At 62.5% G+C, this 18,221-nt stretch carries 17 protein-coding genes, 1 tRNA gene and 1 pseudogene; 8 read left to right on the forward strand and 11 right to left on the reverse strand.

The window, feature by feature from the left end:
- Window positions 1-150: 150 nt before the first annotated feature.
- The gene (locus ASF66_RS18710; RefSeq protein WP_056844920.1) at window positions 151-1,065 is read right to left on the reverse strand and encodes a LysR family transcriptional regulator; all 915 of its coding nucleotides are present in this window, start codon (window positions 1,063-1,065) and stop codon (window positions 151-153) included.
- An 84-nt stretch (window positions 1,066-1,149) separates the two neighbouring features.
- On the opposite strand from ASF66_RS18710, the gene ASF66_RS18715 reads away from it, so the two are divergent.
- Both ASF66_RS18715 and ASF66_RS22215 read left to right on the forward strand, forming a co-directional pair.
- The gene (locus tag ASF66_RS18715) at window positions 1,150-1,932 is read left to right on the forward strand and encodes an NAD(P)H-dependent oxidoreductase (protein ID WP_056844921.1); all 783 of its coding nucleotides are present in this window, start codon (window positions 1,150-1,152) and stop codon (window positions 1,930-1,932) included.
- A gap of 61 nt (window positions 1,933-1,993) precedes the next feature.
- On the forward strand, window positions 1,994-2,143 hold the full coding sequence (locus tag ASF66_RS22215; protein WP_177331310.1) for a GNAT family N-acetyltransferase: 150 nt from the start codon (window positions 1,994-1,996) through the stop codon (window positions 2,141-2,143).
- 52 nt (window positions 2,144-2,195) lie between these two features.
- Here ASF66_RS22215 and mksF read toward each other — a convergent pair whose 3' ends face one another.
- Genes mksF through mksB form a run of 3 tightly spaced genes read right to left on the reverse strand, consistent with a single transcriptional unit; the run spans window position 2,196 to window position 6,968 of the window.
- A complete protein-coding gene (mksF, locus tag ASF66_RS18720; protein ID WP_056844922.1) occupies window positions 2,196-5,027 on the reverse strand; it encodes an Mks condensin complex protein MksF in 2,832 nt (943 codons plus the stop codon).
- Window positions 5,024-5,689, reverse strand: a complete 666-nt coding sequence (gene mksE / locus ASF66_RS18725; protein ID WP_056844923.1) for an Mks condensin complex protein MksE — start codon at window positions 5,687-5,689, stop codon at window positions 5,024-5,026. Before mksE ends, mksF begins: the two co-directional genes overlap by 4 nt.
- Window positions 5,679-6,968: an Mks condensin complex protein MksB gene (mksB, locus tag ASF66_RS18730; protein WP_056844924.1), complete on the reverse strand. Its 1,290-nt coding sequence runs from the start codon at window positions 6,966-6,968 to the stop codon at window positions 5,679-5,681. The genes mksE and mksB overlap by 11 nt, the downstream gene beginning before the upstream one ends.
- A gap of 159 nt (window positions 6,969-7,127) precedes the next feature.
- Between mksB and ASF66_RS18735 the strand changes: the two genes are divergently transcribed.
- Window positions 7,128-7,937, forward strand: coding sequence for a hypothetical protein (locus ASF66_RS18735; protein ID WP_056845158.1), 810 nt, complete (start codon window positions 7,128-7,130; stop codon window positions 7,935-7,937).
- A complete protein-coding gene (gene rimI, locus ASF66_RS18740; RefSeq protein ID WP_043186281.1) occupies window positions 7,930-8,382 on the forward strand; it encodes a ribosomal protein S18-alanine N-acetyltransferase in 453 nt (150 codons plus the stop codon). The genes ASF66_RS18735 and rimI overlap by 8 nt, the downstream gene beginning before the upstream one ends.
- 75 nt (window positions 8,383-8,457) lie before the next feature.
- On the opposite strand, the gene ASF66_RS18745 is transcribed toward rimI, so the two are convergent.
- Entirely contained in the window at window positions 8,458-8,865 is a 408-nt protein-coding gene (locus ASF66_RS18745) for a hypothetical protein (protein ID WP_043186284.1), read from the reverse strand.
- A 138-nt stretch (window positions 8,866-9,003) separates the two neighbouring features.
- Between ASF66_RS18745 and can the strand changes: the two genes are divergently transcribed.
- Window positions 9,004-9,642 (forward strand): carbonate dehydratase, encoded by a 639-nt coding sequence (gene can, locus ASF66_RS18750; protein ID WP_049861794.1) that lies wholly within the window; start codon window positions 9,004-9,006, stop codon window positions 9,640-9,642.
- Between the two features lie 101 nt (window positions 9,643-9,743).
- A complete protein-coding gene (sodC, locus tag ASF66_RS18755) occupies window positions 9,744-10,268 on the forward strand; it encodes a superoxide dismutase family protein (protein ID WP_056844925.1) in 525 nt (174 codons plus the stop codon).
- A gap of 140 nt (window positions 10,269-10,408) precedes the next feature.
- Here the strand turns inward: sodC and ASF66_RS18760 are convergent, their stop codons facing one another.
- The 3 genes from ASF66_RS18760 to ASF66_RS18770 form a co-directional block, all read right to left on the reverse strand.
- Window positions 10,409-11,347, reverse strand: coding sequence for a 2-hydroxyacid dehydrogenase (locus ASF66_RS18760; protein ID WP_056844926.1), 939 nt, complete (start codon window positions 11,345-11,347; stop codon window positions 10,409-10,411).
- A gap of 106 nt (window positions 11,348-11,453) precedes the next feature.
- Window positions 11,454-11,530, reverse strand: a tRNA-Met gene (locus ASF66_RS18765).
- 119 nt (window positions 11,531-11,649) lie between these two features.
- A complete protein-coding gene (locus tag ASF66_RS18770) occupies window positions 11,650-12,945 on the reverse strand; it encodes an NCS2 family permease (RefSeq protein ID WP_049861797.1) in 1,296 nt (431 codons plus the stop codon).
- A 1,298-nt stretch (window positions 12,946-14,243) separates the two neighbouring features.
- Between ASF66_RS18770 and ASF66_RS23330 the strand changes: the two are divergent.
- Window positions 14,244-14,537, forward strand: a pseudogene (locus tag ASF66_RS23330) (HAMP domain-containing protein); the annotation flags it as partial.
- 63 nt (window positions 14,538-14,600) lie between these two features.
- Window positions 14,601-15,398 carry a methyl-accepting chemotaxis protein gene (locus tag ASF66_RS23335; RefSeq protein WP_442962793.1) on the forward strand — a complete coding sequence of 266 codons (798 nt, stop codon included), beginning with the start codon at window positions 14,601-14,603 and terminating at the stop codon, window positions 15,396-15,398.
- Between the two features lie 88 nt (window positions 15,399-15,486).
- On the opposite strand, the gene ASF66_RS18780 is transcribed toward ASF66_RS23335, so the two are convergent.
- The 3 genes from ASF66_RS18780 to ASF66_RS18790 are packed head-to-tail and all read right to left on the reverse strand — an operon-like array spanning window position 15,487 to window position 18,205.
- Entirely contained in the window at window positions 15,487-16,644 is a 1,158-nt protein-coding gene (locus ASF66_RS18780) for an osmoprotectant ABC transporter ATP-binding protein OsmV (protein WP_043186305.1), read from the reverse strand.
- Window positions 16,641-17,294 carry an ABC transporter permease gene (locus ASF66_RS18785; protein WP_049861800.1) on the reverse strand — a complete coding sequence of 218 codons (654 nt, stop codon included), beginning with the start codon at window positions 17,292-17,294 and terminating at the stop codon, window positions 16,641-16,643. The genes ASF66_RS18780 and ASF66_RS18785 overlap by 4 nt, the downstream gene beginning before the upstream one ends.
- A complete protein-coding gene (locus tag ASF66_RS18790; protein WP_056844928.1) occupies window positions 17,291-18,205 on the reverse strand; it encodes a glycine betaine ABC transporter substrate-binding protein in 915 nt (304 codons plus the stop codon). Before ASF66_RS18790 ends, ASF66_RS18785 begins: the two co-directional genes overlap by 4 nt.
- Between the last annotated feature and the right edge of the window lie 16 nt (window positions 18,206-18,221).

An 18,221-nucleotide genomic window follows, 5' to 3' on the forward strand; every position in this document is an offset into this window, starting at 1 on the left:
CGCCGATGGTAGTGTGGGGTTTCCCCATGTGAGAGTAGGTCATCGTCAAGATTCAATTCCGAAACCCCTATCTGCGCAAGCAGGTAGGGGTTTTGTCTTTCTTGAGGCAAAAATAACCACGTTGGCGGGTGGTTTTTTCAGCACGCCTGCCTATGGATCTGTGCCCCTGTGCATTCCAGAGGCGATGAGATCGCGCAGCCACATGTGGCCAGGGTCTCGATGCAGTCTTTCCGGCCATAACATGAGCATCTCAAAACCTGGAATAGCGAGTGGAGGTGTCTGGACGTGAAGAGCTGGCTGATCCTGCACAAGTCTTTCCGGCACCACCGCGACCAGGTCACTGTGAGCCAGTGCTGAGACAAGCGAGTTGAAAGTGGACACGGATAGAACGACTTTGCGCTCCAGGCCCTGAGCAGCCAGTGCCTGGTCAGTACTGCCAATGAAGCCAGCGCCATTGGGTGACACCACGGCGTGTTCAAGACCACAGAATGCCTTAAGCGAAATCGGGGTTGCCAATGCGGGATGACCTCGACGCCCTGCCAGCACATAGCGTTCGTGAACCAAAGACTTGTGACGCAGTTTTGGTGATGCTTCATCGCGGGTGTGCAGGGCCAGATCGATCCGACCATTTTCAAGGTCATCGGCGAGGCTGAGGGGACTCTTGTTCAACAGCACCAGGCGGGTGTCCGGTGCCAGGCGCCTGAGCACCGCCAACGATGGCCAGACCAATGCGGTCACGGCGTAATCACTCGCAGCGATTTTCCAGGTGTGATTGGACAGTGCAGGCTCGAATGGGGCGCTCGGGCTCAGCGTCGCTTCCAAAGCTACCAGCGCTTCACGCAACGGTCCGCGCAACGCCTTGGCTCGCTCGGTAGGTGACATCCCTCGCGGGCCTGGCAGCAACAAGGGATCGTCCAGAATCTCCCGCAGTCGACCCAGTTGCAGGCTGACTGTCGGTTGAGCCAGATTCAGGAGTCGGGCCGCGCGCGTGACGTTTTGCTCGGACAGCAACGCATCCAGCGTGACCAGTAGATTGAGATCCAGGCGACGCAAGGTATTGTGCATGTAAATACCAGCTGTTTCGGGAATTCATTTCTATCATAGCGAGCCAGTCGCTACCGTGTGGCATTCATTTACCTGGAGCTCCACATGAAGCTGCTGCTTGTCTACGCCCATCCTGAACCTCGATCCCTGAATGGCTCACTCAAGGATTTTGCCATCGCTCACCTGAAAGCCGGGGGGCACGAAGTGGTCGTTTCGGATCTGTACGCGATGGGTTGGAAAGCGCCTCTGGATACCGACGATGCGCCTGGCTATGACAACCAAGCGCCTTTCAACCCTGCGCTTGAATCGCAGCGTGTGTTCGCTGCGGGCACGCAGCCGGTGGACATCGAGGGAGAACAGGAAAAGTTGCGTTGGGCGGACGCCGTGATCTTTCAGTTTCCACTGTGGTGGTTCTCGATGCCTGCAATCCTCAAGGGCTGGATCGAGCGCGTCTATGCCTACGGGTTTGCCTACGGCGTTGGCGAACACAGCGAAAGTCATTGGGGTGATCGCTACGGCGAAGGCAGCATGATGGGAAAGCGCGCCATGTTGGTGGTGACCATGGGCGGGTGGGAGCCTCATTACAGTGATCGAGGTGTGAACGGTGCGCTGAATGATCTGCTGTTCCCCATTCAACACGGTGTGCTTTTCTATCCTGGGTTCACGGTGATGCCGCCTTTTCCGATCTACAAAACAGGCAAAATGGACGCGACTCGGTTCGAACAGGTTTGTGAAGCCTACGCAGTCCGGCTGGATAATCTGTTCAGTGATGAGCCGCTGCGATTTCGTCGCCAGAATGGTGGGGACTATGAAATTCCGGCGTTGACTCTAAAGCCGCATGTTGCGCCTGGGCGTAACGATCTGGGCATCCATATGTGCGACGACTGAACGCTCGAAGGGTTGAAAAAGTCGAGTTCACGAAGACGTCGAGCCGGAGAATGCCGCCAGCTTGCATCTGCTGGAGAAGCTTGGATTTGCCCACGAAGGTACGTTGCGCGATGTCGAATACAAGGACGGGCGCTACATCAGCCTGCACCAGTTGAGCCTGATCAAGACCGACCCGGCGGCGGTTGAGCTGATCAGGTCGGCGGGTGGTTGAAGGCTTCAAAAAAAAAGCCCCGCTGTTGCGGGGCTCGTTCATTGCGTTGCGTTTACCGATTGGCCTCGCTTTCGAGTGCAGCGACCGCTTTCGTCAGTTCGTCGTGGCGGCGGATGAATTTCCAGTCCGCTTCATCGATGTAGATACCTTCGGCGCTGCTGCCGCCTTCGAGGTCGATGGCGACGTGAGCGGATACCTGTGGTTTCACGCTCGCCAGAATCGGTGTGAAACCCAGTTGCTGGCTGGTTTCCAGCAGGGCGGCCTGGTTGCGTTCGTCGATATCGGCGGCTTCGTCGAGGTAATAGGGCAGACGGATGCGGCCGGCTTGATCGCGATCCATCAGGTGCAGCAACAGGTACATGTTGGTCAGCGCCTTGATGGTCATTGTGGTGCCGTTGGAGGCGGCGCCATCGATGTCCGTGTGGATGACCGGCTGACCGTTGATCTTGGTGATTTCGAAGGCCAGTTCGAACAGGTCCTTGAGGCCGAGCTGGTTATGATTGGCCGCGACCATGCGGGCCAGGTATTCCTTGGCCTCCTCGTTCTTGCTGTCCTGCTCGGCGCTCTGGTTGAGGTCGAATACGGAAAGGGTTTCGCCTTCCTCGTATTGGCCTGCGCTGTGGATGATCTGGTCGATGTGCTTGAGGGCGTCCTTGTTGGGTGCGAGCACGATGCGGAAGCTTTGCAGGTTCGACACCTGGCGCTTGTTGATCTCGCGGTTGAACAACGCCAACTGATGTTCGAGGCTGTCGTAGTCGCTGCGGATGTTGCGCAGGGTCCGGGCGATGTCGGTGACGGCGGCGCGTCGAGCCTTGCCCAGGGTCAGGGCCTCGTCGGTGCGATGGGCGTAGGCGTTGATCAGCAATTGCAGACGGCGCTCGACGTTGTCTTCGCTGTCGAACTTGGCCACGCCCTTGAGGCGCACCTGGGCGTACAGGGCTTCGATCTGTCCGTCGACACGTTGCAGGCTCTGCCAGCTGTCCTGATAGTCATTGAGCAAGGGCAGCAGGTTGTCCATCGAGTCGTCGATCAGCTCCATGAAAGGCGTGCCGAATGGCAGATTGGCCGGGAGCAGGTGGCGGCGGCGCAGGGCATCGTCCAGGGTGCGCTGTTTGCTTTCCAGGTCGGCGATCTGCCGGCCCACCAGTTGCAGCTTGGCAGACAGCTGTCCGACGCGCTCGGTGAAGGCGTCGCTGGAGCGCGCCAGTTCGTCCTGGGCCGCTTCGAGTTGGGCAAGCTGTTCGAGTTTGTCCTGCTCTTCGCCGCTTAGGGTTTGGCTGCGACGGTAGTCTTCCAAGGCCTTCTGGGCATCCAGAACCTCTTGGTACAGCGTCTCGGAGCGCGACTTGCTGGCCGAGAGGTCCGCGGCAACGGCCTGCTGGGTCTTGAGTTGCTGCAACTCCTTTTCCAGGCGCGCACGTTGCTCGCGCAGGGCGGCGCGATCAGCCAGGGCCTGCAACACCGGCGGTTCGATGGTGGACAGGTCGATGGAGAGTCCGGGCAGTTCGAAGCGCTCGCCCTTGAAACGGTCGAGCACGGTCTGCACGGTGTCGACCCAGGCATTGCCGTCATCCAGGTCCAGGCCTCGTGGACCGGTGGGCAGGCTGAACAGTGCGCCGTTGAACAGGCGCATCAGGCGGTCGACATCCTGCTGCGAGAACTCTTCGCGCAGGCGCGCATAGCTATTGTTGTCGGCATGCTCCAGTTGCTGGCGGATGGACTTGAGGCGCTGCTCGACGTCGCCGACCCGCTCCTGCAGGTCCTGTGCGCTGAACTGGCGAGACTGCGCCAGGGCGCCGGCCAGTTCGTCGTGGGCATCCTTGGCAGCCAGCAGCTGCTGCTCCAGCATCCGGACGTCGGTGACCAGCGCGAAGCGGTTCTTGAGGACCGAGAGTTCGCCGAGCCAGCGCTGGATGGTCGAGATTTCGCGCTCCAGGCGCATGAGCTCTTGGGTGCTGCCGCGCTGGTTGGTCTGGAGCACATCCTGTTCGTTGCGGTAGTGCTCGGACTGGATGACCAGCTCTTCCTTGCGCGCGCCGGCATAGTCCTGCCAGGTACCCAGCAACCCATCCAGGATCGGCGAGAGGCGGTGCAGCTTGCCGCGCAGGCCGTCGCGTTGGGCGACGCCATTGGCCAGTGCCTCGACCAGCGGGCCGGCAGCGACCAGGGCGTTATAGTCCTGCTCCATACGGCGCACGTCGCGGAAGGCCTCTTCACAGGCGGCGATGTAGTCCACGCTGCCTGAGCGCAGGCTGTGCTCGAAGGCATCGAGGAACAGCTGCTTGAGTTTGGCCGCGGTGATTTCGCGCATGTGCAGCAGGTTGATGAACAGGGCGCGAAAGGTTTTCAGGCTCTGCTCGCTGGTCGAGCGCAGGGGGATCAGGGTGAGGTCGAGCGGTACGCTGGTGTGGCCGCCGACCAGCAGGCGACGCAGCTCCTCGGGTTTGAGCTCATAGGCCTTGAGGTTATGGCGTTCGAGATTGCTGAACAGCTCTTTCTGGCGCAGGCAGGTACCGTCCTGCTGGTAATGCGCTAGATCCAGCTCGCCCGCGTAGGCAAAGAACTGATGACCGAAGCCCCCGCCAGGACCGCGACCGACGACGCCGATGACATGGGGGCCATGGGCCAGGACGACTTCGCAGAGGATGTAGCTGGTATCGGTGGCGAAATAGAAGCGACGCGACTGCTCCAGGGTGTACTTGCCGAAGCTCATGTCGGACATGCGCGCCAGGATCGGGAACTGCAGGGCGTTGATCGAGGCGCTCTTGCCCAGGTTGTTGGCGCCGTAGACCGACAGCGGCTGCTCCAGCGGGAACAGTCCCAGGCTGTAGCCGGCGGTGTTGAGCAAGGCGAAGCGGCGGATGCCGTAGCGTTCCTGGGTCATGCGTCGAGCTCCTGTCGCTCTTGGGCTATGGCGAGGGCCAAGGCCTGTTCGTCGCTGATGTCATCGCCGTCATCGGTATCGTCCCCCGCGAGCATCGGCACCGGCAGGGGCAGGGCGCTGTGCAGGCTGGCGGCCAGGTCGCGGTCCTGCTGCACCGATAGGCACACATCGAGGAAGCGATGCATCGGCGCCAGGAAGCGATAGATGCCATTGTCTTCGGCGGTGAAGCCGAGTTGGGTCATGCGCCGCAGGATCTTCTCTTCCAGTTCTTCCTGGGTCTGCACCTCGGCCTGCAGGAACAGGTCGCGGTATTTGTCCAGCAGGGCCGGCAGTTCGTCGCGCCCCAGGCTGCCGCCATCGAGTACGGCAATCGGATCGCGGCCTTGATCGGCCAGGTGCTCCACCAGGATGAAGGTGAACAGGGACAGACGCTGCGCGGTCTTGTTGACCTGAGCGGCAGCGAGTTCGGGCACGAAGTAGTAGAAGCCGCGGGTGTCGCAGACCAGTTCGAAGCCCAGGGCCTTGAACAGGCCGCGGTACACGTCCTGCAGGGTCGAGAGTTGCGAGTAGAGCTCCGGGTCGCGTCGGCTGATGTGAAAGCCTTTGAGCAGCTCGCGAAAGATCGGCGCCAGGTGGGTCAGTTCGTTGAGGTCAAGATGCATGTTCGGTGCTCGCGGAGTGTGCCGGGGTGACCGCTGTGGCGGGCTCGGCGCTGGAAAGCAGGGCGAAGGAGCGCAGGCTCAGCTGGTGCTCGCGGGTATGGTAGTCACGGCGTTCGAGGCGTTGGCGGGCAAAGCGCTTGTCCCGCGACAGGCGCGAGAACCAGTACAGCAGCTCATCGGTGGCGCCATCGGGTTCCTGATCGAGCAGCCAGAGCATCAGGTCGGGCATCGGCAGGGCGTTTTCGCAACGTTCGAGCATTTCCTTGACCGTGCGGGGTGCGCGCTGGCTGCCTGCGGTGTCGCTCTTGTGCGCCTTGGGGAAGGGCGCGGGCTTGGCTTCGAAGCGGGCGAGGGCGTAGACATAGGCTTCGACCTGGCTGGCGCTGCCCAGGAATGTGCTTTGCGGACGGCTGAACAATGGCAGGGCGGCCTGGGGGACGGCGTCCAGGCCTTTGCGGCGAATGGCCGAGAGCGCGAGGGCTGCGCCGCGGGTCACGGCGTTGTGCCGGCGTGCTTCTTCGCGCAGCGGCAGCAGCAGTTCGCGGGCATGGCGCAGGGTCAACTGCGCGCACGTCTGCATTTCCAGAATGCGCGCGTGAGTGCGCAACAGCATGTCGTCATCGACCAGGTGACCAAGGCGCTGCTGTTCACTGAGCAAACGCAGCAGGACGTTTTCGACCTTGCGCACGCCTTGCTCGAAAGCACCGTCGGCGTTGACCAGTTGGATCATGGGTTCGACGTATTCATCCCATGTCGCGAGGACCTCGGCGTAGCGCTGGCGCAGGTCAACCTGACGATCGCGGGTCTTGGCCCGCTCGGCCACGGCCACCAGCGCCTGTTCGTCACTGGCCAGTTTCTTCAGGACATCGCGCACGCGCATGTCGAGCAGTCGCAGCTGGCGAGCCAGGTCGTTGCCATCGCGAATGTCGAAGGCATCCTGGATGTGCCCGGCCAAACGTTCGAGGTGGCGCAGGTAGGCTTCGATCTCCAGGCACAGGCCCAGGCGATGTTCGCGCCGCAGGTAGGCGAGGAAGTCGTGGATCTGCGCGTTGAGCTCGAAGCGGTTGGGGCTTTTCGCGACGGGTACCAGGATGTCCAGCCGGATCCAGGTGTCGAGCAGGCTGGTGATCTCCTGGGCAGTGCTGTCCAGGCGTTGGGCAGTCAGCTGCTGACGCAGTTCGACAAGGCTCAGGGTGCCTTGGTCGAAGTGCTCGCACAGCGGCTCCAGCAGGGCCCAGTGGTCGGCGAGGGCGCGCAGCACGCGCTTGGGTTCGATCATCGGCTGGTCGACTCGTGCCAGGTTAAAGGGTCGCGATTGTACTGCATGATGGGGCGGGTTTTGGTGCTGCGCGCGAGCGCTTGTGTAAAACGTGGCGGCACTTCGTGTCGAACATCGGTAGAATCCACCGCCTCGACTTACCCACAGATGGCTGACCCTTTGCTCAACGAGTCCCGTCGTCGCGCCTATCTGGACGCCATGCAGGTAGTGCATTGGCTGCCCCGCACCGAGCTGCCGTTCGCAGCACCTTCGCGTGCCTGTGTACTTGCGCATGTCGAGGTGTTGCCGTCGCCTCTGGAGCCTGCCGAGCAGGCGGCGGTGACCTCGGCGCTGCCGAATGCTCCGCGCGCGGTGGAGCCTGCGATGCCCGATCCGGCCAAGGTTCAGCGGCCCAGGATCGAGGTGCCGCGGCCCAGCGTTGCACGTCCGGCCGTGGCTGCTGTAACCGAAGAGGCCGTCGAGGCACCGGTCGCCAAACCGGTCAGTGCGCCGCCGCGTTTTGCCTTGCAGGTGCTGCGCGCCGGTCCTTGTCTGGTGCTGGTTGAGCTGGCCACAGGGCAGGCTTTCCAGAGTCGCGATCCTTCCTACCTGCTGCTCAAGGACATGCTGCGCGCTGCCGGCCTGCCCGATGCGCCACAGATTCTGGGCGAGCCGATCCGCTGGCCGTTTCTGCAGCGCGGCCAGTTGGACCAGGGGCCGGATGCGGCCTGCGATTTCGTGCAGGGCTTCGTCATGGCGCAGCTTGAGCAGGCGCCGTGCACGTGCCTGTGGTTGGTCGGGTTGCCGGCGATTCGGTTTGCCGGGCGTGCCAATGCCGAGGATTACAACCGCGAGCTGGAAGTGGAAGGGCTTGGACTGGCCTGGGCCGTACCGGGTCTTGAGCTGTTGATGGATGAACCCGAGCGCAAGGCTGCCGTGTGGCAGGCGATGCGCCGTCTGCTACCGCGTTGGAAAAACCGTGATGAGTGATGCCGTAAGCTTTCGCCGAATGACCGAAGCGGATCTGGATGCTGTACTCAAGATCGAATTCGCTGCCTACACCCATCCGTGGACGCGGGGCATCTTTCTCGATGGTTTGAAATCATACGAGATCTGGTTGATGTTCGACGGCCAGCAACAGGTGGGCCATGGCGTGCTCAACGTCATCATCGACGAAGCTCATCTGCTGAACATCACCGTGAAGCCGGAAAACCAGGGCCGTGGACTGGGTTTGAAGTTGCTAGAACGGCTGATGTCGCGAGCCTACGAGCTGGGCGGGCGTGAGTGCTTTCTGGAGCTGCGCGCCAGCAATCAGTCGGCGTACCGCCTGTACGAACGCTATGGCTTCAATGAGATCGGCAAGCGACGGGACTATTACCCCATGGCCGGTGGGCGCGAGGATGCGCTGGTCATGGCCTGTACGTTGTTCGAATGACTGCTTGGTTCAAGTAAGCGCCACCGATCACTGCCCTGCATGAGCCTGGGAAAGTGATCGGTGTGGACGCTGGCCTCAGCGTTTGCCGTCGAGCGGATCGATCAGGGCCAGTTCTTCTTCATCCAGGCCATCGCCGCCGCCAATGTCATCTTCATCGACGAAGCTCAGTTCCTGATCAGCGGGACCGCTTTCGCCTGGCTCATTGGGCGAACGTGCGCCATCCTCGTGGATCAATGTTTCTGGGCTAAGGTCGTCGTCGGTCGGATTGTGATCATCCATCGAGGCGCCGGTCAGGCCTGCTTCGCGTACGCGTTCCTCGGGGACCAGATGCTCCAGTTCGTCGGCGGGAATGGTGTCGCCGATCCGGCCGGTGGGACCGTCCGTGTCATCGAAATCCAGCTCGCGGACTTGGCCCATGCGATCTTCGGTGTCGTCGATCGGGTTGGGTTGTGGCGCATCGTAGGGGCGATGGGAGTCAGTCATTACGGCAATCCTCTGGTGTGTGTCTAGATAGGGTTGACCCTCGTGCGGCTGGAAAGATTCAGCGTGATTTGTCGGGACCCACCGTGACCTTGTGCGGTGCTGGCCAGTCATAATCCAAATCATTCTTGAGGCTTGAACATGCATGATCTACAGGAACTGATCGACAACAATGCGCGCTGGGCCGAGGCGATCAAGGAAGAAGATCCGGAGTTCTTCGCCAAGCTGGCGCGTCAGCAGACCCCGGAGTTTCTCTGGATCGGCTGCTCGGACGCTCGGGTGCCAGCCAACGAGATCGTGGGCATGCTGCCGGGTGATCTGTTTGTGCACCGCAACGTGGCCAACGTGGTGCTGCACACCGATCTGAACTGCATGTCGGTGATCCAGTACGCGGTCGATGTGCTCAAGGTCAAACACATCCTGGTGACCGGCCATTACGGCTGCGGCGGCGTGCGCGCAGCGATGCAGGATCGCCAGCTGGGCTTGATCGATGGCTGGCTGCGGACCATTCGCGACCTGTACTACGAGCACCGCAAGGTGCTGGCGACCTTGCCCACCGAGGAGGAGCAGGTCGACCGTCTGTGCGAACTCAACGTCATTCAGCAGGTGGCCAACGTCGGGCATACCAGCATCGTTCAGAACGCCTGGCACCGCGGTCAGGAGCTGTCGGTGCATGGCTGCATCTACGGCATCAAGGATGGGCGCTGGAAAAGCCTGGACGTGACCATCAGTGGCTTCGATCAACTGCCGCCGCAATACCGTCTGCGCGCGCTGGATTGATGGGCAGGAACGAGTGGGCCCGATTCGGGTTCTGAACGAGATGGGGCGGCGATGCGAGTCGCGGCCCTACCGGTAATCAAACGCGAAGCGAAGGAGGCACGATGAAGTCTTATGGCTGGCTTGCACTGATGGCTGCAATGTCGATCGGTAGCGCCAATGCGGCATCCAAGGAAGTCCAGATGAATCTGGTCAGCGCCGAGGGCGCGCCACAGCCGATCGGCACGGTGATGATCGAGGAAACGCCTTACGGGCTGGAGTTCACGCCGCAGCTCAAGTCGCTGCCGGCAGGCGTGCATGGTTTCCACGTTCATGCCAATGGCAGCTGCGCGGCGGCGATGAAGGACGGCAAGATGTCGGCTGCGGAAGCGGCAGGCGGGCACTTCGATCCACAGAAGACCGGCAAGCACCTGGGCCCCTATGATGCCAAAGGTCACCTGGGGGATCTGCCGGCGATCTATGTGAATGCCGATGGCACCGCGACCTATCCGGTGCTGGCGCCGCGCTTGAAGAAATTGAGCGAAGTGGAAGGGCATGCGTTGATGGTGCATGCCGGTGGTGACAACCATTCCGATTCACCGGCACCGTTGGGTGGTGGTGCGGCGCGGATGGCTTGTGGGGTGATTTGATGTTTGTGTGAGGTTGGGGAGCGGTGGTGCGGCCTTTGCGGGCAGAGGGCTCGCCGCCCGCTCCGGTCCTACAGCTGTTTTATCCTGATGTATCGTGGTGCGTTCTTCGCGGGCAGAGCCCGCTCCCACATGGGTGGTCGTCAAAGCTGGACGGGTGTCAGCACCGGTTCGCCACTGAAGAACGCGCTCAGGTTGCGTTCTACCATTGTCACCGTGTCTCGCGTGGCTTCTGGTGAGAGGCCGGCCACGTGAGGCGTCAGGACGACGTTGTGCAGCGTCTTGAAGGCTTCTGGTACGTTTGGCTCGTCGTCGAACACGTCCAGCGCCGCACCGGCTATTGCGTTGTTTTGCAGAGCCGTCAGGAGATCGTCCGTCGCCACTACGCTGCCGCGGGCGATGTTTACCAGAAACCCTTGCGGCCCGAGCGCTTCCAGCACGCTGGCGTCGACAATGGCGCGGGTTTGCACGCCGCCCGGTGTGGCAATGACCAGAATATCGCTGACTGCGGCCAACTCTGTCAGACTGGCGCAGTACCCATAGTCGACATCATCGCGTCGCGTGCGGTTGTGGTAGTGCACGCTCATGTCGAAACCCAGCGCGGCGCGCTTGGCGATTGCCAGGCCGACGGCTCCCAGCCCGATGATGCCCAGCCGCTTGCCGGCCACCGAAGGGCGCATGCTCTTGACCCACTCGCCACGCCGGACCGACGCATCGGCGCGCGGGATATCGCGCATCAGGGCCAGCAACAGCGCCAGGGTGTGGTCAGCCACCGAGGATGCATTCACCCCAGCGCCGTTGGTCACGGTCAAGCCGTGTGCCTTGGCGGCTGTCAGATCGACGTTCTCGTAGCCTGCGCCCAGTACGCAGATGACGCGCAGCTTAGGGAGAGCCGCCATCTCGTCCGCCGTCAAACCCAACGGGCCACGGGTGAGCACGGCATCGATGCGGTCCGCGTGGTCGGCGATCGCCTTGGCACGCTCGGCAGGCGAAGGCGCCATGATCAGGTCGTAGCCTTGATCTTCGAGAATCGACACATAGTCGTTGATGGTTTCGACCAGCACCAGCACCGTTGCACGCATGGAGACCTCCGGGATGGGAAATGAAGGTCATGGTAGCAAGTTGTGGTCATGTGGAAATGCGCGCATAAAAAAAGGGCCTACCTTTCGGTAAGCCCTTTTTCGTACTTGGTGGCTACACAGGGACTTGAACCCCGGACCCCAGCATTATGAATGCTATGCTCTAACCAACTGAGCTATGTAGCCAAGTGGCGCGCATTATTCGCTTGAAACGGGATTGTGTCAACACCCCTTTGCAAAATATTTATGCGTGCGATCAAACGCTTAGGCCAGGCGCGGGTGCAAGGGCGCGCCTGGCGCGGCAATCAGCCACCGAACCAGCCCAGCTTGATGACGAAGATGATCGACAGCACGACCAGTGCCGAATTGAGTTCGCGCCATTTGCCGCTCAGCAGTTTGACCGCCGTCCAGGTGATGAAGCCGAACGCGATGCCGTTGGCGATCGAGTAGGTCAACGGCATGGCCAGCGCGGTGACGACGACGGGTGCGGCAACGGTGATGTCGTCCCAGTCGATCTCTGCCAGCCCCGACGCCATCAGTACCGCCACGAACAGTAGGGCGGGGGCGGTGGCGAACGCTGGAACGCTGCCGGCCAAGGGCGCGAAGAACAGCGCCAGGAGGAACAGGCAGGCGACCACGATGGCGGTCAGGCCGGTTCGCCCGCCGGCGCTGACGCCCGCTGCCGATTCGATGTAGCTGGTGGTGGTCGAGGTACCCAGCAGCGAGCCGGCCAGTGCGGCGGTGCTGTCAGCGATCAGGGCGCGGCCCATTTTCGGCATGTGGCCGTCCTTGCCCATCAGGCCGGCACGCTTGGCCACGCCGATGAGGGTACCGGAGTTGTCGAACAAATCGACGAAGAGGAAGGCGAAGATCACGCTGATCAGGCCGACGTCGAACGCACCCTTGATGTCCAGTTGCAGGAAGGTCGGTGCCAGTGACGGCGGCATCGATACCACGCCGCCGAACGGCGTGATGCCGAGCACGATGGACAGCACGGTGATCAGCAGGATGCCGATCAGCACCGAGCCGCGGACCTTGAGCGCTTCCAGGGCAACGATGATGAAGAAGCCGAGGATCGCCAGGACCGGCTCGGGTTTGGACAGGTCACCCATGCCGACCAGAGTGGCCGGGTTGGCGACCACGATCTTGGCGTTTTGCAGTGCGATCAGTGCGAGGAAGAGGCCGATGCCTGCGGCGATGGCTGAACGCAGTGGCAAGGGAATGCTGTTGATGATCCATTCGCGGATGCGAAAGATCGACAGCAGGAAGAAACACACGGCCGAGATGAACACCGCGCCCAGTGCCACCTGCCAGCTGTGGCCCAGGTGCAGGACCACGGTGTAGGTGAAGAACGCATTGAGGCCCATGCCCGGCGCCAGGGCGATCGGGTAGTTGGCGATCAGGCCCATGATCGCCGAGCCGATGGCCGCCGCCAGGCAGGTCGCGACGAACAGGGCACCCTTGTCCATGCCGGTTTCGCCCAGGATGCTGGGGTTGACGAACAAGATGTAGGCCATGGCCAGGAAGGTGGTGACCCCGGCGAGGATTTCCGTGCGCACGGTGGTGTTGTGCGCCTTGAGCTTGAAGAATGAGTCCAGCATGTTGCTCCCCTGGGACGATGGACGCCGGATCGTGCGGCGACGGTGTGTGTAGCGAGCCAGCCTGAGCGAGCGTTGGCGTGTGCTGAAACATAACTGTGTGGTCAGCTTTTGCGGTTTGCGTGTAGCAGGTTCCGGGCCATGTCATTGGTTGCGGTGTTTGCGCGCCATCGGTAATGCGTTACGGCTCACTTGCCACTTCCGGTTACACATTCTTTGCACTGATTGGAAGCAGGGAGTCGGGGGCTTCTGCACCAAAGCGGAGCCGCGCCAGCGGTGGGGCGATCCAGGGTACGGGCAAAGCCGAGGGAAGATGATTGGTCTGAATCTTGCTGAGATGGCATTTTGCTGGCGCCACGTTTCCGTAGGTACCTGCAGTCTCCGTGGAGTTGTCGGACATGCATGCTTTGTTGTCGCCGGGTATCCGGTTGCTGGGTCGCTATGGTTTCGCGCGCAAGTTTCAGCTGCTGTTTCTCCTGTTCATGCTGCCGCTGGTAGGCAGTCTGTGGCTGTTGGGGGAAGATTTTCGCGACCGGCTGGCGGTTATCAATGCCGAGCGCAGCGGCGTGCATCAGTTGCTGGCACTCGACAGCCTGGATGCGCAGCTGTCGGCGCAGCGCAACCGTGCCGCGCGCTGGAAAGCGGTGGATATCCAGCGCCAGCCAACGCCGGAGGCGCAGGCGGCGATCGCTGCGCTGGAGGCGGCCACGCCGGGGATCCAGGCGTCGCTCGACAAGCTGGGCAGTGAGCTGGCGCGCGAAAAGGCGCCTGCCGATACCCTGGGGCGGCTGCAAGCGGTACAAACCGCGACCAAGGGTCTGGACTTGGCGAGCCTGCGCCAGGTGGGTTGGTGGCCTGACGGCTACGATCGCTTCACGGCCGCGCTGACGTCGGTGCAGGTGCTGCGCGAGCAGATCGCCATGGCCAGCGGACTGATCGTCGATCCGTGGCGGGAAACCTATCTGCTGATGCAGATCGCGACCCAGCAGGCGCCTGATCTGATCGAGCGCGTCGGGCGGTTGGGCAGCATTGGTCATTCGTCATTGGTAGCGGGGCAGTTCAGCCTGCAGAGTCGTCTGCAGATGCGTGATCTGCGCAGCCGCATCAACGATGCGCGCGAGCAACTGGTGAAAGCCGGTGGCGCCTTGCAGCAGCGCTTGCCGGAGCAACTACGTGGCTGGGACGAGCAGTACCAGAAAGCGCTGGGTACATTGGACGGCGAGTTGAAGCGTCTGGACGAGAATCTGTTCGGCGGCGACATCAAGCTGTCTGCCGCGCAGTTCGAAAGCAGTATCGACAGCATGCTCGGCGCCCTGAACGAATTGCGCCACGAGTCGCTGAAGTCGTTGGAGTGGCGTCTGGATCACTATCACGATCAGGCCGTTCGCCAGTTGATTCCAGGCGCTGCGGTATTCGCCCTGTTGCTGTTGGCCGCGCTGTACCTGTTCGTGTGCTTGCAGGCGTCGATTCGGCGCAGCGCCAGCGGGATCACAACGCTGGCGCAATCGCTGCGCGATGGCGATCTGAGTGTCCAGGTAGCGGTGCAGGGGCGTGACGAGCTGGCGGCGATCAGTACGGCGCTCAATGCCGCCGTGGTGCAGTTGCGTGGCAGTCTGCTGGGGGTCAACCACGAGACCGTGCAGTTGAGCCAGGCGGTGGTGACGCTCAATAGCCAATCCAGCGGCACGCTCGATGAGGTCGAGGCGCAGCAGCAACAGATCAGCCAGATCGCGGCGGCCGCCACGCAGCTGGCCGCCACTTCACAAGGCGTGGCCCGCAGTTGCGAGGAGGCTTCGGGCAGTGCCCAGCACACCCGGCAGATTGCCGAAGACAGCAGCCGCGACAGCCAACGCACCACTGCCAGTATCCAGCAGCTCAACCAGCGTTTGAACGGCACGGCGCAGGCGCTGGGCCGGGTGAGTGAACAGGGGCAGCAGATCCAGTCGGTGGTGGATGCGATCCGCGGTATTGCCGAGCAGACCAATCTGCTGGCGCTCAATGCGGCCATCGAGGCGGCCCGGGCGGGCGAGCAGGGGCGCGGCTTTGCGGTGGTGGCCGATGAGGTGCGCAGCCTGTCGCAGCGCACGCAAGCGTCCACCGGGCAGATTGCCGGGACGGTGGAAAGCCTGCGTTCGACGGTCAAGCAGGCCGTGGACCTGATGCAGGCCGCGTGTGGGCAGGCGCAGGTCGATGCGCAGTCGGTGATGGGCCTGGGTGAGCGCCTGGGTGAGATTGCCGGAGCGGTACAGGGGGTGACCGATACCCTGGCGCAGATCGCCACGGCGGTGGAGGAGCAGGCCGCCACGGCCGATGAGGTGAGCAGCAATATCCAGCAGGTGGATCAGGCCGCGGTGCGCCTGCTCGATGGTGCGCGGGCTGTGAACCAGGCGGCGGATCGGTTGGGGGAGGGGAGCCGGATGCTGAGCGAGAATACGGCGCGGTTCAATCTGGGGTAGGGCTGTGGAATTGCGGGGGGGCTTTCGCGGGCAGAGGGCTCGCCGCCCGCCCCGCTCCCACACGGAGTGGGAGCGGGGCGGTGGCTCGTCAGGCCTGGGCGGTTTCGGCGGGGGAGACGATGCTGGTTTTCATGCCGCGCGAGCGGCCTGAGCTGAGGTAGGCGGCGATCGATTCCTGGGTCACTTCGCCGAGGAACACGTTCTCTGCGTCCAGCACCGGCAGCCATGAGCGGTTGAACTCGTACATGCGCGACAGCAGGATCCGCAGGTGCTCGTCGTAGGCCGCCGTGGCGTTGAATTCACGCAGGAAGTCGACGCAGCTGCCGACCTGGCGGTACAGGTCGCGACGGCGTACATAGCCCATGGCCTTGTTCTGCGCGTCGGTGACCACGACGTAGCGGCGGTCGTGCTCGTCCATCAGTTCCAGCGCATCGGCCACCGGCGTTTCCGGGCTCACCGACGGTGCGTTGTCGGCGGCGTCCTCGGCCTTGACCAGCAGCAGGCGCTTGAGCGTGCTGTCCTGGCCGACGAAGTTGCTGACGAAGTCGTCCACCGGATGGGCCAGCAAGGTGTCGGGATGGTCGATCTGCAGCAGCTTGCCGGCACGGAAGATGGCGATCTTGTCGCCCAGCTTGATCGCTTCGTCGATGTCATGGCTGACCATGATCACGGTCTTGTTCAAGGCCCGCTGCATCTCGAAGAACTCGTTCTGGATCATCTCGCGGTTGATCGGGTCGACCGCGCCGAAGGGCTCGTCCATCAACAGCAACGGCGCTTCGGCGGCCAGGGCGCGGATCACGCCGATGCGCTGTTGCTGGCCGCCCGAGAGTTCGCGCGGGTAGCGGTGCAGGTACTGCTTGGGCTCCAGCTTGATCATGCTCATCAGCTCGCGGGCGCGCTCGGCGCAGCGCTTCTTGTCCCAGCCGAGCAGGCGCGGGACCACGGTGATGTTCTCCTCGATGGTCATGTTGGGGAACAGGCCGATCTGCTGGATCACATAGCCGATGTTGCGGCGCAGGGTCACTTCGTCCAGGCCGGTGGTGTCTTCGCCGTTGATCAGGACCTTGCCGGAGGTGGGCATGATCAGCCGGTTGATCATCTTCAGCGTGGTGCTCTTGCCGCAGCCCGAGGGCCCGAGGAATACGCAGATCTCGCCTTCGTTGACGGTCAGGCTTACCGCGTCGACGGCTTTGACTTCCTTGCCGTTGCTGTGGAAGGTCTTGGTCAGGTTCTGAAGTTCGATCATTTCAATAATCCTTTGGGAGTCAGGGCGCGTTGCAGCCATTGCAGGAGCAGGTCGGCGATGATCGCCAGGACACTGACCAGCACGGCGCCGACGATGAGCATGGACATGTCGCTGCGGCTGATGGAAGTGAGGATGAGGACGCCCAGGCCGCCGGCGCCGATGGTGGCGGCGATGGTCATGACGCCGATGTTCATCACCACGGCGGTGCGCACGCCGGCGAGGATCACCGGCACGGCGATGGGCAGCTCGACCATGCGCAGGCGCTGGCCGAAGGTCATGCCGATGCCCTTGGCCGCTTCGCGGATGCCGGGCTCCACGCCGGTCAGGGCCAGGTAGGTATTACGCAGGATCGGCAGCAGCGAGTAGAGAAACACGGCGGTGATGGCCGGCAGTGGGCCAAGGCCCTGGCCGAACTTGGAATAGAACGGCAGCAGCAACCCGAACAGGGCGATCGAGGGGATCGTCAGCAGCACCGTGGCGCAGGCCTGCAGGGGCCCGGCAAGTGCCGGAAAGCGGGTCATCAGGATGCCGATCGGCACGCCGAAGAGGATGGCCAGGCTGACGGCGATGCCGACCAGGGTGATGTGCTGCCAGGTCAGTTGCAGCACCAAGGGCCAGTCGAGGTGGGAGAAGGTGTCGAGGAAACTCATGGCTTCTCCTGGGCTTGATCGTTGATCGGATGGGCCTTGAGAAACTCGGCCGCGACGACGGTCGGGCTGCGGTGCGCGACATCGACCTGGGCATTGAGCTCACGCATGGTGGCATCGTCGAGCATCTCGGCAAGCGGCTTGAGTTGCGCGGCCAGTTGCGGATGGGCGTCGAGCAGTTGCTGGCGAACCACGGGCGCTGCGGTGTAGTCGGGGAAGTACTTGAGGTCGTCTTCGAGCAGCTTGAGCTTGAACGCGTTGAGGCGGCCATCGGTGGTATAGACGAGGCCAGTGAAGACCTGACCGTTGCGCAGTGCGGTATAGACCAGGCCGGCATCCATCTGGCGAATGTCACGGCGGGTGAATTTCAGGTCGTAGGTCTGGGTCAAGCCCACCAGGCCGTCGGAGCGGTTGGCGAACTCGGTATCCAAGGCCAGGATGTGGTCTTTCTTCGGCTCGTCGATCAGCACCTGGTTCAGCTGGCTGATGGTGTTGACCTGGGGATACGCCTTGGCGACGTCTTCAGGCAAGGCCAGGGCGTAGGTGTTGCTGAACCGCGAGGGGGTCAGCCAGACAAGGCCTTTTTTGCCGTCCAGCTCTTTGACTCGCGCGTAGGTCGCGGCGCTGTCGAGCTTTTCGTCGATGTGGTTGTAGGACACCAGAGAGACGCCGGTGTATTCCCAGAGCATGTCCAATTGGCCGCTTTCCTGAGCACTGCGCGCCAGATTGCTACCCAGGCCGCCGGTGACCCGTACGTCGTAGCCCTTGCTGCCCAGGTATTGGGCGGTGATGGCCGCCAGTACGGTTTGCTCGGTGAACACGCGCGCGCCGAGGCGGATCACGGGTTTGTCCGCGGCCTGCGCGACGCCCGCGCACAGCAGGGCCAAGCCCAGTACGATGCTTAACTTCTTCATTGAATTCATTCCTTCG

The organism is Pseudomonas sp. Leaf129 (assembly GCF_001423465.1).
GTDB classification, from domain to species: Bacteria; Pseudomonadota; Gammaproteobacteria; order Pseudomonadales; family Pseudomonadaceae; genus Aquipseudomonas; species Aquipseudomonas coleopterorum.

Bases quoted from the DNA above. Each gene is read 5' to 3' on its own strand.
- ASF66_RS18710 (WP_056844920.1), bottom strand. From the start codon at position 1,065: ATGCACAATACCTTGCGTCGCCTGGATCTCAATCTACTGGTCACGCTG.
- ASF66_RS18715 (WP_056844921.1), top strand. From the start codon at position 1,150: ATGAAGCTGCTGCTTGTCTACGCCCATCCTGAACCTCGATCCCTGAAT.
- mksF (WP_056844922.1), bottom strand. From the start codon at position 5,027: ATGACCCAGGAACGCTACGGCATCCGCCGCTTCGCCTTGCTCAACACC.
- mksE (WP_056844923.1), bottom strand. From the start codon at position 5,689: ATGCATCTTGACCTCAACGAACTGACCCACCTGGCGCCGATCTTTCGC.
- mksB (WP_056844924.1), bottom strand. From the start codon at position 6,968: ATGATCGAACCCAAGCGCGTGCTGCGCGCCCTCGCCGACCACTGGGCC.
- rimI (WP_043186281.1), top strand. From the start codon at position 7,930: ATGAGTGATGCCGTAAGCTTTCGCCGAATGACCGAAGCGGATCTGGAT.
- ASF66_RS18745 (WP_043186284.1), bottom strand. From the start codon at position 8,865: ATGACTGACTCCCATCGCCCCTACGATGCGCCACAACCCAACCCGATC.
- can (WP_049861794.1), top strand. From the start codon at position 9,004: ATGCATGATCTACAGGAACTGATCGACAACAATGCGCGCTGGGCCGAG.
- sodC (WP_056844925.1), top strand. From the start codon at position 9,744: ATGAAGTCTTATGGCTGGCTTGCACTGATGGCTGCAATGTCGATCGGT.
- ASF66_RS18760 (WP_056844926.1), bottom strand. From the start codon at position 11,347: ATGCGTGCAACGGTGCTGGTGCTGGTCGAAACCATCAACGACTATGTG.
- ASF66_RS18770 (WP_049861797.1), bottom strand. From the start codon at position 12,945: ATGCTGGACTCATTCTTCAAGCTCAAGGCGCACAACACCACCGTGCGC.
- ASF66_RS18780 (WP_043186305.1), bottom strand. From the start codon at position 16,644: ATGATCGAACTTCAGAACCTGACCAAGACCTTCCACAGCAACGGCAAG.
- ASF66_RS18785 (WP_049861800.1), bottom strand. From the start codon at position 17,294: ATGAGTTTCCTCGACACCTTCTCCCACCTCGACTGGCCCTTGGTGCTG.
- ASF66_RS18790 (WP_056844928.1), bottom strand. From the start codon at position 18,205: ATGAAGAAGTTAAGCATCGTACTGGGCTTGGCCCTGCTGTGCGCGGGC.